Below are 14905 nucleotides of genomic sequence, written 5' to 3'. Positions count from 1 at the left end.
GCCCGGCACAGGCCGCGGCCTGCTTCGGCGGTAGCCGGAGGCAGCGTCGGCCGAGCCGGAGCTGCCTGACGGTCTCCGGAGCCCGGCGGATCAGTCCCTATGCCTGGACGAGCTCGGCAGCCACGTCGGCGTCGGCGGAAACGGCCTCGCCGAGCGCGTGCCGGAGCACCCGGTCCCGCTCGCGCGGGTCGGTGGCGGCGAGCAGCGCGGTGAGTACGGCGATCCGGGCCTGGCCGGCGCGCAGCGTGCCGGTCGGCACGGCGCCCGCGGCCACGAGGTCGACCGCGCCACCGTGGGTGTAGATCTCGGCGACCGGTCCGGCCTGGACGCGGGTGGTCAGGGCGACGAGCACGCCGCGGGCCGTGGCGGAGGCGACGGCCTCGACGATCTCGGGGGTCGCGTTGCCGGCGCCGGTGGCCACGAGGACGATTCCCTGCGCCCCGGCATCCACGGCCGCGTTCAGCAGCAGCGCGTCGGCGCCCGCGTGGTGCATCACCATGTCGACGCGGGGCGGAGTGCCGGGCATACCGGGCAGCGCGAGCGCACCGGGGCGCCGCGGGTGGTCCAGTACGGAAACACGCCCGAAGCCGACGTTTCCGATACAGGTGCCGGACGGGTCGCCGAAGGCGTCCGGGGCGAGCGTCTGCGTCTTGACGGTGCCGCGGGCCGGGTGCACCTTGCCGTCAAAGGTGACCAGTACGCCCAGACCGCGCGTCGTGGCGGCCGTCAGCAGCGCGTCATGGAGATTGCCCGGTCCGTCGCCGTCGGCAGCGTCGAGCGGAAGCTGGGCGCCGGTGAAGACCACCGGGCGAGGGTCGTCGTGGTGGAGGTCGACCAGGAAAGCCGACTCCTCCAGTGTGTCCGTGCCGTGGGTGACGACGATGCCGTCCACGCCCGGGTCGGCGAGCACCTCGTGCACCGTGCGCAGCAGGGTGAGCTGATGGGCGGTGGTGAGGCGGGGGCTGTTCACGCTGAACAGGTCGACGACCTCGACAGTGATGCCTTCGGGCACCGCGGCAGTCGCCATGACCTCCCGGCCATGTGCGTCGGCGGCGAAACCCGAGCCCTGCCAGCGGCTGGCTATCGTGCCACCGGTACTGATGACGACGATCCGTCCCACAGTGCCCACTCCTCGTCCGTGCCGCTGGTGAAGCGGCGAATTCGACGGGGCACGCGGCCCGGCCTCGCTCTTGGCCCGGCCGGGCTGCGCCCCATGGCTGTTCCGGGGGGTGGCCGGAGCAGTCGGACGCAATGATATGAGTTTGTTCGCGCAATATGATCGCCAATTTCGTCCGGCAGACGCGAAAGGCGTGGTGGATAATTGCTCCATGGATGAGATCGACCGAGAAATCTTGCGCGAGCTGCAGAACGATGGACGGCTGAGCAATCAGGAGCTCGCCCTGCGGGTGGGCCTGACCCCTTCGCCGTGCATGCGCCGGGTCCGGCAGCTGGAGCAGGACGGGGTGATCCAGGGCTATCGGGCGGTCATCGACCCGGAGGCCGTCGGCCGGAGCTTCGAAGTGCTCGTCTCCATCGAGGTCAAGCGCGACCGTGAGGTGGTCGAGGCGTTCGAGGCCGCACTCCAGGACATCCCCGACGTCATCGAGGCGTACCGGCTCTTCGGCAGCCCGGGATGCCTGCTGCGCATCGCAGTGGCGGATCTGCGCGCGTACGAGCGGCTGTGGATCGAGAAGCTGACCGCGCTGTCCGGCGTCAACGAGGTCAACTCGCAGATCATCATGAAGCGGATCAAGGAGCCGCGCGGCCTGCCGGTGGAGGGCTGACACTGCTGCGCCGGGCAAGGATCGGCGCACGCCCCCGATCACGATGCCCGGTCAGATCGGTCGCGGGCCCCTCGACCGCTCGATGCCGTCACCACTCTCCCGCAGCAGGCGCAGAAATGCCTTCACACCCGCGATGATCTCCTGGTTGTCGGTGAGCCGGTTCACCGTCGACTCGAACTCCCTGCCCAGCGCGGCGACCTTCCGGTCGGCCTCGTCGGCCCGCTCGTACGACGCCATGCCCAACGCGTCCACGGCGCGCCGCAGTTCGGCAAGCGCGCGGTACTGCTCCTCGGCCTTCCCCTCGAGGACCTTCATCCCGGCCTCCATGCGGTCCACCCGCGCCCGCATCTCCACCACGTCGTCGCGCGGATACGTCACGTCCTTGAGCAGCGTGCCCAGGCGCCGCCGCAGCTGTGCGAAGTAGGCACCCGCCGGCCGGAAGAGGGTGCTCAACAGGAAGAACCCGGCGAACCAGTAGCCCGCCACCCGCCCCGTCGCCAGCGTGACCGCAACCGCGACACCCGCTGTCACGACATGGCCCGCCACCGCTGCCCGTAGCATCATCCGCGCGATGCGCGCAGCCTCGGCGTCCCGCACCGGCGAGACCTCCAGGCCCTTCTCCCGGCTCACCGCGATCTCGGCGAGCACCGCATGAGCCCGGAAGTACAGGTTCCACGGCACGGTCAGGAGCACGAGCAGCCACAGCAGGCCGACCAACCCGGCCCCCGCCCCGAGCACCACCGCCGGCGGCGCCCCCACCACATAGGCCAGGATCACGGCCGCGGCGGCAACCGCGACGGCCAGTCCCGCGCCGAAGAACTTCCCCATGCCGTCCCGTCCCCCATATGAGCACGCACGGGCGCGGCCCTCTGCCACGCTGCGCCTCATGGTTCCGCTCCGGCCGACTGCGCACATGAGTACGAGTACTCACCCGAGCCGCGCGACGGGGGCCGGCCTCCTCACCCAACGAGGCGTGCTCACCACGGATCGTGGCCGCCTCGCACGGCGGCATGACGGCAGCACGACGAGGGAGAGCGGCATGACGGCAAGCCGCACTCCGGCCACCGAAAGCAACCAGGCGGTTACCGAACCCGGCCACGCCGGAGTCGCGCGCCCGCACTAGCCGCCTGCGGCTCGGTTAAAGCGGTGCAAACCGGCGTAAGCTGGTCGGAACGCCGTAACGCGCCATGAGTAAGCGATGGAGGCGGCGCATGACCGACCCCTTCGGCTTTCTCAAGATCCCCCGTCGGCCCGTCCCGCCTCGCCCCGTCGAGGAACGACTGGGCGACTGGAAAGAGGTCTACGCGGGGCAGGCGTTGCTGCCGCTCGTGTCCGAGCAGGCGAGGCGCTGCATGGACTGCGGCATACCGTTCTGCCACAGCGGCTGCCCGTTGGGGAACCTCATCCCCGAGTGGAACGTGTACGCGTCACGGGGCGATTGGTATGCCGCCGCTGAGCGGCTGCATGCGACGAACAACTTCCCGGAGTTCACCGGGCGGCTGTGCCCGGCGCCGTGCGAGGACGCCTGTGTGCTGGCCATCAACGCCGACCCGGTGACGATCAAGAACGTCGAGCAGGCCATCGCCGACGAGGCCTGGGAACGCGGATACGTAGCACCCATGCCGCCCGACCGGCTCAGCGGAAAGACCGTCGCCATCATCGGGTCGGGACCCGCGGGGCTGGCCGCGGCGCAACAGCTCACCCGGATCGGCCACACCGTCGTCGTCTACGAGCGTGCCGACCGCATCGGCGGACTCCTGCGCTACGGCATCCCCGAATTCAAGATGGAGAAGCGGCAACTGGACCGGCGCATCGAGCAGATGCGAGCGGAGGGCACCAAATTCCGCACCGGTGTGGACGTCGGCCCCGATGCCGACGCCACCGATCTCAGGAGACGTCACGACGCGGTGATCGTCGCCGTCGGCGCCACGCAGCGCCGCGAACTCCCCGTCCCCGGCCGCGAACTGGACGGCATCCATCAGGCCATGGACTATCTGACCATCGCCAACCGGGTCACGGAAGGCGACCACGCCTCGCCCTCCCTCACCGCCGAAGGCAAGCACGTCGTCATCATCGGCGGCGGAGACACCGGCTCGGACTGCCTGGGCACCGCCCTGCGCCAGGGCGCGGCCTGTGTGGTCCAGCTCGACATCAACCCGGAACCCGGCGACACCCGGCCGGACACCCAGCCCTGGCCCATCACCCATCCGAAGGTCTACCGGATCTCCCATGCCCATGAAGAGGCCCGTGGGCGGGAGGGCAGGGATCCGAGGCTCTTCTCGTCCGCCACCCTCCGCTTCGAAAGCGACCAGGCCGGCCACGTACGCGCACTGCTCCTGACCGAAGTGGAGCCCCGGGCCAGGACGCCACGGCCGCACACCGAGCGGGTGATCCCGGCGGAGCTGGTCATACTCGCCCTCGGCTTCTCCGGCCCCGAGCCGGGCACCGGTCTGATGGAGCAACTCGGACTCACGCTGAACGACCGCGGAAACTACGCCCGGGACGCGGCCTTCGCAGCCAAAGCCGCCGAGGTCGCCGAGGCCGCTGAAACGGCGGGAGCAGCAGGAGCGCCTGGAGCGGCAGCGCAGGCCGGGAAGGCAGAACACCCCAACACGGACGGCGTGTTCGTCGCCGGCGACGCAGGACGCGGCCAGTCCCTCGTCGTATGGGCCATCGCGGAAGGACGAGCAGCCGCAGCCGCCACCGACTGTTACCTCACGGGCTCCACCCGGCTCCCCTCCCCCATCACCGCTACTCACCGACCGCTCCACACATGACACCCCACAGCCGAGCCCGACGGCGATGTGGCCATCGCACAGCACCCACGCAGTGTCGAACGCCGGGCACCCTGTCGCAGCCGACGGCACGTCGGGCTCGACAGGGCACACAAGGGCCTGACCTTCTCATCAAGGGCGTCTATGAGAGGCCATAAGCCCAGCTTATGAGGTCATAGGTTCGAGCCAGGTACCTGAGCAGGTATTTTGTTGCGAGGGTGGCGATCAAGACACCCGTCGCCACTCGAAGGGAACCTGTCATGCACCGCCCCCTGCGGGTCGCCATCGTCGGAGCCGGACCCGCCGGGATCTACGCCGCCGACGCGCTGCTGAAGTCCGAGGCCGCTGCCGAGCCCGGCGTCTCCATCGACCTCTTCGAGCGGCTTCCTGCTCCGTTCGGGCTGATCCGGTACGGCGTCGCCCCCGACCACCCCCGGATCAAGGGCATCGTCACCGCGCTGCACCAAGTGCTGGACAAGCCACAGGTCCGGCTGTTCGGGAACGTCGACTACCCGAACGACATCGGCCTCGACGATCTGCGCGAGTTCTACGACGCGGTGATCTTCTCCACGGGTGCGAACGCCGACCGGGCGCTCGACATACCCGGCATCGACCTCGAAGGGTCGTACGGCGCGGCTGACTTCGTGTCCTGGTACGACGGGCACCCGGACGTAGCCCGTACCTGGCCGCTGGAGGCCGAGAAGGTGGCCGTGCTCGGCGTCGGCAACGTCGCGCTCGACGTGGCGCGGATTCTCGCGAAGACCGCCGACGAGCTCCTGCCGACGGAGATCCCGCCGAACGTGTACGACGGGCTTGCCGCCAACAAGGCTCTCGAGGTTCACGTCTTCGGGCGACGCGGGCCGGCGCAGGCCAAGTTCAGCCCCATGGAGCTGCGGGAGCTCGACCACTCCCCCAGCATCGAGGTCATCGTCAACCCCGAGGACATCGACTACGACGAGGGCTCCATCGCCACGCGTCGCGCCAACAAGCAGGCGCACATGGTCGCGCAGACCCTGGAGAACTGGGCGATCAGGGACATCGGCGACCGGCCGCACAAGCTGTTCCTGCACTTCTTCGAGTCCCCGACCGAAGTCGTCGGCGAGGACGGAAAGGTCGTGGGGCTGCGCACCGAGCGGACGCAGCTCGACGGCACCGGCAATGTGACCGGCACGGGCGAGATGCGCACGTGGGACGTGCAGGCCGTGTACCGGGCGGTCGGCTACCTCTCCGAGGAACTGCCGAAACTGCCCTTCGACTTCGTCACCGGCACGGTGCCGCACGACGGCGGCCGCGTCGTCGAAGGCGGCGAGCACATGCAGTCGACGTACGTCACCGGCTGGATCAAGCGTGGCCCGGTCGGCCTCATCGGCCACACCAAGGGCGACGCCAACGAGACGGTCGCGAACCTCCTGGACGACCACAACAACGGACGCCTGCACACGCCCCCCGCGCCGGGCCCCGAGTCGGTCGTCGCCTTCCTCGACAGCAATGACGTCCGGTACACCACGTGGGAGGGCTGGCACCGGCTCGACGCTGCCGAGCGCGCCCTCGGCGCCGCGGAAAACCGGGAGCGGGTGAAGATCGTCGACCGCGAGGGGATGCTGCGGGCGAGCGAGGCATAGAGCGGGCCGCCCCGGTTACCCAGGCGGGCCTGCCGACCGGGCCACGGGCCTGACCAGCGACCCGTTGGCCCCGACCACCGACGGTGTACGGGGTCACTCGATCAGCCGGTACATCGCTGCTCTGGTGAAGAACTTGACGTGATGTGAAGTGATCTGACCCGTTCGGCGGAGGAGCTTACGGCCCTAGGGTCCGGTGCCGACTCCATCGCCATGAGCGTGGTGCCACATGAAAGTGCGGCGTGCCGGGGCCGGTCGGCCGTGGCACGCCGCGATGGGGGGGTGGCGCAGCCGCACCTGGTCACCCGGGTGCGGCTACCGGTCCGGGCTAGCGGTCGTGGTGGCGTCCGCGGCCCCGCGGCTCGTCGTTGTGGTGGCGTCCGCGATCCCACGACTCGTCGTATCCGCGGCCCCACGACTCGGTGTCGACGGTGCGCCCGCGGTCGTTGCGAAGAGTCGCGGTGTCGTGCCTGTCCCAGATCTGCTCGCGACGGTCCTGGTACACGTCGCGATGGGTGTCGCGGCCGAAGCCGGTGTGGACTCTGACGCTGGAGCGGGCGGGCAGGCGAAGGTGGTTGAAGCGGTAGCGGTTGCCGTCGCTGTCGCTCAGGGTCCAGCCGTTCAGGTTCACCGCGTGCCGGCCGGCGTTCGTCACTTCGACCCACTCGGCGTTCAGGCTTCGGTTGGAGCGGTTCTCGCGTCCGGGGCTGTTGTGCTGGACCTGGCCGATGGCCACTGCGGAACGCCGGGACTCGTGGCGGCCGTGGCGGTCGTCCGTGTCGGCCGCCGACGCCGGCAGGGCCGCTACGCCGACGAGCACGCCGGACGCGAGGACCGTCGCGACGAGGCGACGGGCGTTACGAGAAGCAGACATGGATGCCCTCTCAAGTCGGTGCGCACAGACTCTGGATCAGGGTCGGTGAGCGGACCATGTTCTCGGCCGGTGCCGAGGACGCACACTCTGACGGGATCACCTCGACCACAAGCGGATGAATCATCCTGAGTTACAAAAAGCGGACATTTCCGTAACTCTCCGCTGCATAGGGCACCGATGAGGACGTACCCGGCCGGCGAACCCGCTGCCAGATACAGCGATCCGTACAAGGATCAACAACAAGCGGTTGCCGCCGCTCGCGCCACCCCGCACGCCACCCCAGCCCCTCGGGTCACGCGCCTGCAGATCTGTGTAACAGCGCGGACGCTCGCCACGCCGTGCGGGCGGGGCACGCCGCACGGGCGGGCCTCGCCGCCCGGTCCGGTTCCGGGCCGCGCGCGGCGGCAGACCGTCCTCGCTGGTCCTGGCGGCCGTGGAGTGGGACGCTGAGAGGGGGTGCGGGCCCGAGAAGATACGGGAGGGCCGATGGGACGAGACGTCCCCGCGCTGGTGTTCACCCGTGAAGACCGGCGGCGCTACCGGAACAAGATGCAGCAGTGCCTCGACGCCTTCGCCCTGATGCTGCGCGAGGCACGATTCGAGTCCGAACGGCCCCAGGTCGGCCTGGAGATCGAGCTGAACCTCGTGGACGCCGCGGGCGAGCCCGCGATGCGGAGCACCGACGTACTCGAGGCGATCGCGGATCCCGCGTGGTCCAGTGAGCTGGGCCGGTTCAATCTGGAGATCAACATCCCGCCGAGGCAGCTGACGGCGGGCGGGCCCGATGCGTGGGAGCAGGAGATCAGGGACGCCCTCAACCACGCCGAGGAGCGCGCTTCGGCGGTGGGCGCCCATCTGGCCATGGTCGGGATCCTGCCGACACTGAAGCTGTCGGACGTGGGCGAGGCGGCACTGTCGGAGAACCCTCGGTACCGGCTCCTGAACGAGCAGGTGTTCGCCGCCCGGGGTGAGGATCTGCGGATCGCGGTGGACGGCGTGGACCGGCTGCGGACCTACGCGGACACCATCACGCCGGAGGCGGCGTGCACCAGTACCCAGTTCCATCTGCAGGTCTCACCGGACGAGTTCGCGGGGTACTGGAACGCGGCGCAGGCGATCGCGGGTGTACAGGTCGCACTGGCTGCCAACTCTCCCTTCCTGTTCGGCAAGGAGCTGTGGCGCGAGACCCGTATTCCCCTCTTCGAGCAGGCCACGGACACCCGTCCCCAGGAGATCAAGGTGCAGGGAGTCCGGCCGAGGGTGTGGTTCGGCGAGCGGTGGATCACCAGCGTCTTCGACCTCTTCGAGGAGAACGTGCGCTACTTCCCCGCGCTGCTGCCCCTGTGCGACGAGGAGGACCCGCTGGAGACGCTGGACGGTGGCGACATCCCCGAACTGGCCGAACTCACATTGCACAACGGCACGATCTACCGGTGGAACCGCCCCGTCTACGCCGTCGCCCACGACAGACCCCATCTCCGGGTGGAGAACCGGGTGCTGCCGGCCGGGCCGACGGTGGCCGATGTGCTGGCGAACGGTGCCTTCTACTACGGACTGACACGCGCCCTGGTCGAGGAGGACCGGCCGGTCTGGTCACGGATGTCGTTCTCGGCCGCCGAGGAGAATCTGCACACCGCGGCCCGGCACGGGATCGACGCACGTCTGTACTGGCCGGGCATGGGCGAGGTGCCGGCGGCCGAGCTCGTTCTGCGGCGCCTGCTGCCGCTGGCTCATGCGGGGCTGGAGCATTCGGGCATGGACGCGTCGTGGCGGGAGCCGCTGCTGGGAGTCATCGAGCAGCGGTGCGTCACCGGCCGTAACGGCGCGGTGTGGCAGGCGGAGATGTTCCATCACATCGCCGACACCGCTCATGTGGATCACCATGAAGCGCTGCGGCGCATGACGGTGCAGTACATGGACTACATGCACCTCAACGCGCCGGCCCACACCTGGCCCATCGACTGAAACGGCACCCCGGCCGCCCCGGCCGCCCCGGCCCGGGCAGGCGCCCCACGGAGGCGATGATCACGGTCTCCGCCTGTGTGCCGCCCTGCACGGTAAGGGAGCGGTCGCGGGGCGTGTTGCACAGACCTAAAGTTGGGCATATCGGACGAAACCGGCTGGTAATCCCTGCCCCGGGGCCCTTGGGAGGGCTCATGAACCGTATCTCGGTGACCGTGGACGGCATCGCCTACGAGGACGATGTGGAACCGCGTCTGCTGCTCGTCCACTACCTGCGGGACCGACTGGGGCTGACCGGCACCCCCATCGGCTGCGACACCAGCAACTGCGGCGCGTGCACCGTCGAGCTGGACGGGCAGAGCGTCAAGAGCTGCTCGGTACTCGCGGTGCAGGCAGACGGGGGCGAGGTGACGACCGTCCAGGGGCTAGGCGCCGAGGGCGGCGGTTTCGACCCCTTGCAGAAGGCGTTCCATGAGAAGCACGCGCTGCAGTGCGGATACTGCACGCCCGGAATGATCATGGCGGCGCGGGATCTGCTCCGGGAGAATCCGCATCCGACTCCTTCCGAGGTACGCGAGGCCCTCGAAGGCAACCTCTGCCGGTGCACGGGGTACCAGAACATCGTCCAGGCCGTGCTCGCAGCCGCCCGCGACGGACAGGAGGCTGTGGCATGACCGCGCAGCCGGCGGACGGAACGCGCGAGAGGGAAGTGGGCCGTGCCCGGGCGCGCAAGGAGGACGCGCACCTCATCACCGGGCAGACCACCTGGACGGACAACATCAGCGTGCCCGGGATGCTGCACATGGCGATTCTGCGCAGTCCCATGGCGCATGCGCGGATCGACCGGGTGGACGTGGCGCCCGCTCGGGAGCGGCCCGGGGTCGTCGCCGCGTACAGCGGGCGTGACCTCGCGGACGGGCTGGCGTCGATGCCGTGCGCATGGCCGGTGACCGAGGACATCGTGATGCCCGACCATCCGCCGATCGCCGTCGACGAGGTCCGCTACGCCGGGGACCCGGTGGCCGTGGTGGTCGCACGGGACCGCTACGCGGCGGCCGACGCGCTGGAGGCGGTGGAGGTCGACTACACGCCGATGGAACCGGTGCTCGACCTGGAGGCCGCCCTCGCGGACGGCGCACCGCTGGTCCACGCGGACAAGGGGACGAACCGGTGCTATGTCTGGCCGCTGACGACCGGTGAGGACTGGGAATCGGTCCAGGCGCGGGCCGACGTGGTGGTGCGGCGGCGATTCGTCCAGCAGCGTCTGATCCCCAACGCGATGGAGCCACGGGCCGTGGTCGTGACGCCGATCGCCGCGTCCGGGGAGTACACCCTGTATTCCGCGACCCAGATCCCGCACATCGTGCGGGTGCTGATGGCCATGGTGACCGGCATTCCGGAGCAGAAGCTGCGGGTGATCGCGCCGGATGTCGGCGGCGGGTTCGGGTCCAAGCTCCAGGTGTACGGGGAAGAGGCGTTGGCACTCGCCGTCGCCCGGAAACTGGGGCGGCCGGTGAAGTGGACCGAGTCGCGCTCCGAGGGATACCTGGCCACCCACCACGGCCGCGGGCAGATCCAGGACGTCGAGATCGCCGCGATGCGGGACGGGAAGCTGCTCGGACTGAAAGTCGATCTGCTGGCGGACATGGGCGCGTACCTGATGCTGATCACGCCGGGGACTCCGCTGCTCGGCGCGTTCATGTACCCGGCGATCTACAAGATGGACGCCTACGCGTTCACCTGCACCGGTGTGTTCACGACCCGGACCCCTACGGATGCCTACCGCGGCGCCGGCCGGCCGGAGGCGACGTTCGCGATCGAACGGATCATGGACGAGCTCGCGGTCGAGCTGGGCATGGAGCCACTCGAGCTGCGCCGCCGCAACTGGATCGGGCATGACGAGTTCCCGTACACGTCGATCTCGGGACTCACCTACGACAGCGGCAACTACGAAGCGGCGACGGACAAGGCGCTCGCGCTGTTCGGCTACGAGGGGATGCGCGCCGAGCAGCAGGAGCGGGCGCGGCGCGGCGACCCGGTCCGGCTGGGCATCGGCGTGTCGACGTACACGGAGATGTGCGGGATCGCGCCGAGCCGGGTGCTGAGGGATCTGCGGTATGCCGCCGGGGGCTGGGAGGCGGCGAGCATCCGCATGCTGCCGACCGGCAAGGTCGAGGTGGTCACGGGGACGAGCCCGCACGGTCAGGGGCATGTGACCTGCTGGAGCCAGATCGCGGCGGATGTGCTGGGTGTGCCGTTCGAGGATGTCGAGGTGCTGCACGGGGACACCCGGGCGGCGCCGCAGGGGATGGACACCTACGGTTCGCGTTCGCTGGTGGTCGGCGGCTCGGCGGTCCACGCGGCGGCGCAGAAGGTCGTGGAGAAGGCCAGGAAGGTCGCCGCGCATCTGTTGGAGGCCAGTGAGGACGATCTGGACTTCGCGGACGGCGTGTTCTCCGTGAGGGGCTCGCCGGAGGCACGGCGGACGATCCAGGAGGTCGCGTTCGAGACGTTCTCCTCGCACGACCTGCCCGACGGCATGGAGCCGACGATCAACGCCGAGCATCTCGTGGACCCGGACAACTTCTCGTATCCGCACGGGACGCATCTGTGCGCGGTCGAGGTCGACACGGAGACGGGGCGGACGCGGATTCGTTCGTACGTGTGCGTCGACGACGTCGGCCGGGTGGTCAACCCGATGATCGTCGAGGGACAGGTGCACGGAGGCGTCGCGCAGGGCATCGCACAGGCCCTGTACGAGGAGGCCGTGTACGACGACGACGGCAACCTGGTGTCCGGGACCATGGCCGACTATCTCGTGCCGTCGGCGATGGATCTCCCGGAGTTCACGACGGAGCGCACCGAGACGCCGGCCACGTCGAATCCGCTCGGAGTGAAGGGCGTGGGCGAGGCCGGGACCATCGCGTCGACGCCGGCCGTGGTGAACGCGATCGTGGACGCGCTGCGGCCGCTCGGCGTCACGGACGTGGCGATGCCGTGCACCCCGGAGCGGGTCTGGCAGGCCATCAGACAGGCACGCACGGCGGCAGGACGGTCCGCGGCGGGCCAGGAGCGGCCGGAGGGCGAAGTACCGACGACGGGCCAGGCGCCCGCCCCGAGCGAAGAGGGGATGGCATGATCCCTGCAGCCTTCGACTACGCGCGACCGGAGACGGTGGACGAGGCGGTGCGCGCGCTGGCGGACGCCGGTGAGGAGGGGAAGGTGCTGGCCGGCGGTCAGAGTCTGCTGCCGATGCTGCGGCTGCGGCTCGCGTTTCCGGAGCTGGTGGTGGACGTCGGGCGGATCCCGGAGCTGAAGGGCGTGCGTGAGGACGGGGACGTTCTGGTCATCGGGGCGATGACCACGCATCACGACGTGATCCGCGATCCGCTGGTACGGCGCCACGCCGGGTTGCTTGCGGCAGCGACGGCGACGGTCGCCGATCCGGCCGTACGGCACCCGGGGACGCTGGGCGGCGCACTCTCCCACGCCGACCCGGCCGGGGATCTGCCGGCGGTCGTCCTCGCCCTCGACGGAGAGCTGGTCGCGGCGGGCCCGCAGGGGCGGCGGACGATCCCGGCGCGGGAGTTCTTCGCCGACTACCTGCAGACCGTGCTCCGGCCGGACGAGCTGGTGGTGGAAGTGCGGGTGCCGAAGACGGACGGCTGGGGCTTCCACTACGAGAAGTTCCAACGGGTGGCCCAGGCATGGGCCATTGTCGGCGTGGCGGCGCTGGTACGGGGCGGCGACGGCGGTATCGCGGAGGCCAGGGTCGGTCTCACCAACATGGGGGCGACGCCGCTGCGGGCCGCGGCGGCGGAGGCGGCCCTCGCGGGCGCCGACGGCCCGCAGGCCGTGGCGCGAGCCGCGGAGGCGGCGGCCGAGGGCACGCGCCCGTCCTCCGACCTGTCGGCTTCCGCCGACTACCGGGAGCATCTGGCGCGGGTGCTCACCCGGCGTGCCGTGCTGGCCGCGGCCGGGATGGCCTGACGGGTGCCCCGTGGATGAGCGAGCCCCGTGGATGACCGAGATGGGCGGGCCCTCGGGGGGAGCCGCCGGGGGCGGGGCACGGGCGTCCGACTCCGCGTCGACGGCGTCCGGCTCCAGCTCGGCGACGGCGTCCGGCTCCGGGGCCGCGCGGGACCATGGAGAGGGACGGTCGGCGGGTGAGGCGATGTCCGTGCCGCCGGGACCCGACGAGGTACGGGAGGGGCTGGAGGCGGTCGGGTATCTCGTGGACGACGGGCTGGCGATCGCCTGCTATCTGGCGTTGAAGCTGCATCGGCCGATCTTCTGCGAGGGGGACGCGGGCGTGGGCAAGACGTCGCTCGCGGGGGCGCTGGCGCAGATGCTGGGTGCGCCGTTGATCCGGTTGCAGTGCTACGAGGGGATCGATGCCTCACAGGCGCTGTACGACTGGGACTTTCCACGCCAGTTGCTGCATCTGCGGGCCGCCGAGGCCGCCGGGATCACCGATGTGGAGCAACTGGAGGACGAGCTGTACGACCGGCGGTTCCTGATCGAGCGGCCACTGCTGCAGGCACTGCGGACGCAGCCGTCGGTGCTGCTGGTCGACGAAGTGGACCGGGCCGACGACGAGTTCGAGGCGTTTCTGCTGGAGCTGCTGTCGGAGTACACGGTCACCGTGCCGGAGCTGGGCACGCTGCGGGCCACGGCGCCGCCGGTGGTGGTGCTCACCTCGAACCGGACGCGTGAGGTGCACGACGCGCTGAAACGGCGCTGTCTGTACCACTGGTTCGACCACCCGTCCTTCGCCCGCGAGCTGGCGATCGTCCGCAGACGGCTGCCGGGAGTGACCGCGCGGCTCGCCGAGCAGGTGACCTGCGTCGTACAGGCGCTGCGGGCCGAGGAGTTGCTGAAGCCGCCCGGGGTCGCCGAGACCATCGACTGGGCGGAAGCCCTGGACGCGCTGGGTGCGACGGAGCTGGATGCCGAGCTGGCGGTGGCCACCCTGGGTTCGGTGCTGAAGTACCGGGAGGACGCCGAGCGGGCCCGTTCCCTGGACCTGTCCGCGATCCTCGCGCTGCGCGGGGCGGGGGCGTGAGAACGATGACGACGACGGCAGCCGATGGGCCCGCGGTGCTGGTGGGGTTCGCGCGTGCGCTGCGGGCGGCAGGGCTGGATGCGGGGCCGGACCGGGTGCAGACGTTTCTGCGGGCGCTCGACGAACTGGGGCCGGAGCAGCGTACGGGCGTGTACTGGGCCGGGCGGCTCACTCTCTGCGGCAGCCAGGACGATCTGGACCGCTACGACCAGGTGTTCGCCGCCTGCTTCGACCGGCGTGCGGCCGGGCCCCGGCCGCGAGCGCGGGCACTGGTCGTTCCCCCGCCGCCGCGGCTCGTCGTACGGGAGACCTACCGCGCCCGCGGGGCCGAGGCCGGTCCGGACGAGGAGCACGCGGGGGCGGCAGCCGCGCTCGCCAGCTCCGCCGAGGTGCTCCGCCACCGTGATGTCGCCGAGTTGACCGGCGCCGAACGCGAGCAGCTGCGGCGGCTGCTGGCCGCGTTCGCGCTGCGGGGCGAACCGCGGCGTTCCGCCCGGCTGTGTCCGGCACGGCGCGGGGCCGTGGATCCGCGGCGGACCGTACGGGAGTGGCTGCGCCGGGGTGGGGAGCCGGCCCGGCTGCGGCACCGGGCGCGGGCCGAGCGGCCACGCCGGGTGGTGCTGCTGCTGGATGTGAGCGGTTCGATGGCCCCGTACGCGGACGCGCTGCTGCGCTTCGCGCATGCGGCGGCGCACCGGGGTCCGGCGGGGCCGCGGGCGGCGACGGAAGTGTTCACGATCGGCACCCGGCTGACCCGGGTGACCGGCGCGCTGGGGCATCGTGACCCGGACGCGGCGATGGCGGCCGTGGCGGCCGTGGTCCCGGAC

General features: G+C 70.6%; 12 protein-coding genes. 9 read left to right on the top strand and 3 right to left on the bottom strand.

Translation table 11 applies throughout. The features are described 5' to 3' along the window. Positions 1-97: 97 nt before the first annotated feature. Positions 98-1120 carry an asparaginase gene (locus ACWGI8_RS24705; protein ID WP_453664012.1) on the bottom strand — a complete coding sequence of 341 codons (1023 nt, stop codon included), beginning with the start codon at positions 1118-1120 and terminating at the stop codon, positions 98-100. A gap of 208 nt (positions 1121-1328) precedes the next feature. On the opposite strand from ACWGI8_RS24705, the gene ACWGI8_RS24700 reads away from it, so the two are divergent. Continuing rightward, positions 1329-1784 (top strand): Lrp/AsnC family transcriptional regulator, encoded by a 456-nt coding sequence (locus tag ACWGI8_RS24700; RefSeq protein WP_453664010.1) that lies wholly within the window; start codon positions 1329-1331, stop codon positions 1782-1784. Positions 1785-1835: 51 nt separating this feature from the next. On the opposite strand, the gene ACWGI8_RS24695 is transcribed toward ACWGI8_RS24700, so the two are convergent. Then, positions 1836-2612, bottom strand: coding sequence for a hypothetical protein (locus ACWGI8_RS24695; RefSeq protein WP_453664016.1), 777 nt, complete (start codon positions 2610-2612; stop codon positions 1836-1838). Between the two features lie 383 nt (positions 2613-2995). Here ACWGI8_RS24695 and ACWGI8_RS24690 point away from each other — a divergent pair, with 383 nt between their 5' ends. Both ACWGI8_RS24690 and ACWGI8_RS24685 read left to right on the top strand, forming a co-directional pair. Beyond that, positions 2996-4561 (top strand): glutamate synthase subunit beta, encoded by a 1566-nt coding sequence (locus ACWGI8_RS24690; RefSeq protein ID WP_453664008.1) that lies wholly within the window; start codon positions 2996-2998, stop codon positions 4559-4561. A gap of 257 nt (positions 4562-4818) precedes the next feature. Beyond that, positions 4819-6180, top strand: coding sequence for an FAD-dependent oxidoreductase (locus ACWGI8_RS24685; RefSeq protein ID WP_453664007.1), 1362 nt, complete (start codon positions 4819-4821; stop codon positions 6178-6180). A gap of 325 nt (positions 6181-6505) precedes the next feature. Here ACWGI8_RS24685 and ACWGI8_RS24680 read toward each other — a convergent pair whose 3' ends face one another. Further along, positions 6506-7051 carry a lamin tail domain-containing protein gene (locus tag ACWGI8_RS24680; RefSeq protein WP_453664005.1) on the bottom strand — a complete coding sequence of 182 codons (546 nt, stop codon included), beginning with the start codon at positions 7049-7051 and terminating at the stop codon, positions 6506-6508. Positions 7052-7537: 486 nt separating this feature from the next. Between ACWGI8_RS24680 and ACWGI8_RS24675 the strand changes: the two genes are divergently transcribed. From ACWGI8_RS24675 to ACWGI8_RS24650, 6 genes are all read left to right on the top strand, one after another. Next, positions 7538-9016 (top strand): glutamate-cysteine ligase family protein, encoded by a 1479-nt coding sequence (locus ACWGI8_RS24675; protein ID WP_453664003.1) that lies wholly within the window; start codon positions 7538-7540, stop codon positions 9014-9016. 191 nt (positions 9017-9207) lie between these two features. Beyond that, positions 9208-9687 (top strand): (2Fe-2S)-binding protein, encoded by a 480-nt coding sequence (locus ACWGI8_RS24670; protein ID WP_453664001.1) that lies wholly within the window; start codon positions 9208-9210, stop codon positions 9685-9687. Beyond that, on the top strand, positions 9684-12152 hold the full coding sequence (locus ACWGI8_RS24665; protein WP_453664000.1) for a xanthine dehydrogenase family protein molybdopterin-binding subunit: 2469 nt from the start codon (positions 9684-9686) through the stop codon (positions 12150-12152). Before ACWGI8_RS24670 ends, ACWGI8_RS24665 begins: the two co-directional genes overlap by 4 nt. After that, on the top strand, positions 12149-13003 hold the full coding sequence (locus tag ACWGI8_RS24660; RefSeq protein ID WP_453663999.1) for an FAD binding domain-containing protein: 855 nt from the start codon (positions 12149-12151) through the stop codon (positions 13001-13003). Before ACWGI8_RS24665 ends, ACWGI8_RS24660 begins: the two co-directional genes overlap by 4 nt. 40 nt (positions 13004-13043) lie before the next feature. Further along, the gene (locus ACWGI8_RS24655; protein WP_453664014.1) at positions 13044-14078 is read left to right on the top strand and encodes an AAA family ATPase; all 1035 of its coding nucleotides are present in this window, start codon (positions 13044-13046) and stop codon (positions 14076-14078) included. A gap of 5 nt (positions 14079-14083) precedes the next feature. Beyond that, the coding region (locus tag ACWGI8_RS24650; RefSeq protein WP_453663997.1) for a VWA domain-containing protein at positions 14084-14905 on the top strand (822 nt) is incomplete at its 3' end.

The organism is Streptomyces sp. NPDC054841 (genome assembly GCF_053611045.1).
This window is presented reverse-complemented; position numbering and strand designations above follow the sequence as displayed.

What these genes read in the sequence shown, in the direction of transcription:
- ACWGI8_RS24700 (WP_453664010.1), top strand. Translation starts at nt 1,329, where the DNA reads ATGGATGAGATCGACCGAGAAATCTTGCGCGAGCTGCAGAACGATGGA.
- ACWGI8_RS24695 (WP_453664016.1), bottom strand. Translation starts at nt 2,612, where the DNA reads ATGGGGAAGTTCTTCGGCGCGGGACTGGCCGTCGCGGTTGCCGCCGCG.
- ACWGI8_RS24690 (WP_453664008.1), top strand. Translation starts at nt 2,996, where the DNA reads ATGACCGACCCCTTCGGCTTTCTCAAGATCCCCCGTCGGCCCGTCCCG.
- ACWGI8_RS24685 (WP_453664007.1), top strand. Translation starts at nt 4,819, where the DNA reads ATGCACCGCCCCCTGCGGGTCGCCATCGTCGGAGCCGGACCCGCCGGG.
- ACWGI8_RS24680 (WP_453664005.1), bottom strand. Translation starts at nt 7,051, where the DNA reads ATGTCTGCTTCTCGTAACGCCCGTCGCCTCGTCGCGACGGTCCTCGCG.
- ACWGI8_RS24675 (WP_453664003.1), top strand. Translation starts at nt 7,538, where the DNA reads ATGGGACGAGACGTCCCCGCGCTGGTGTTCACCCGTGAAGACCGGCGG.
- ACWGI8_RS24670 (WP_453664001.1), top strand. Translation starts at nt 9,208, where the DNA reads ATGAACCGTATCTCGGTGACCGTGGACGGCATCGCCTACGAGGACGAT.
- ACWGI8_RS24665 (WP_453664000.1), top strand. Translation starts at nt 9,684, where the DNA reads ATGACCGCGCAGCCGGCGGACGGAACGCGCGAGAGGGAAGTGGGCCGT.
- ACWGI8_RS24660 (WP_453663999.1), top strand. Translation starts at nt 12,149, where the DNA reads ATGATCCCTGCAGCCTTCGACTACGCGCGACCGGAGACGGTGGACGAG.
- ACWGI8_RS24655 (WP_453664014.1), top strand. Translation starts at nt 13,044, where the DNA reads ATGGGCGGGCCCTCGGGGGGAGCCGCCGGGGGCGGGGCACGGGCGTCC.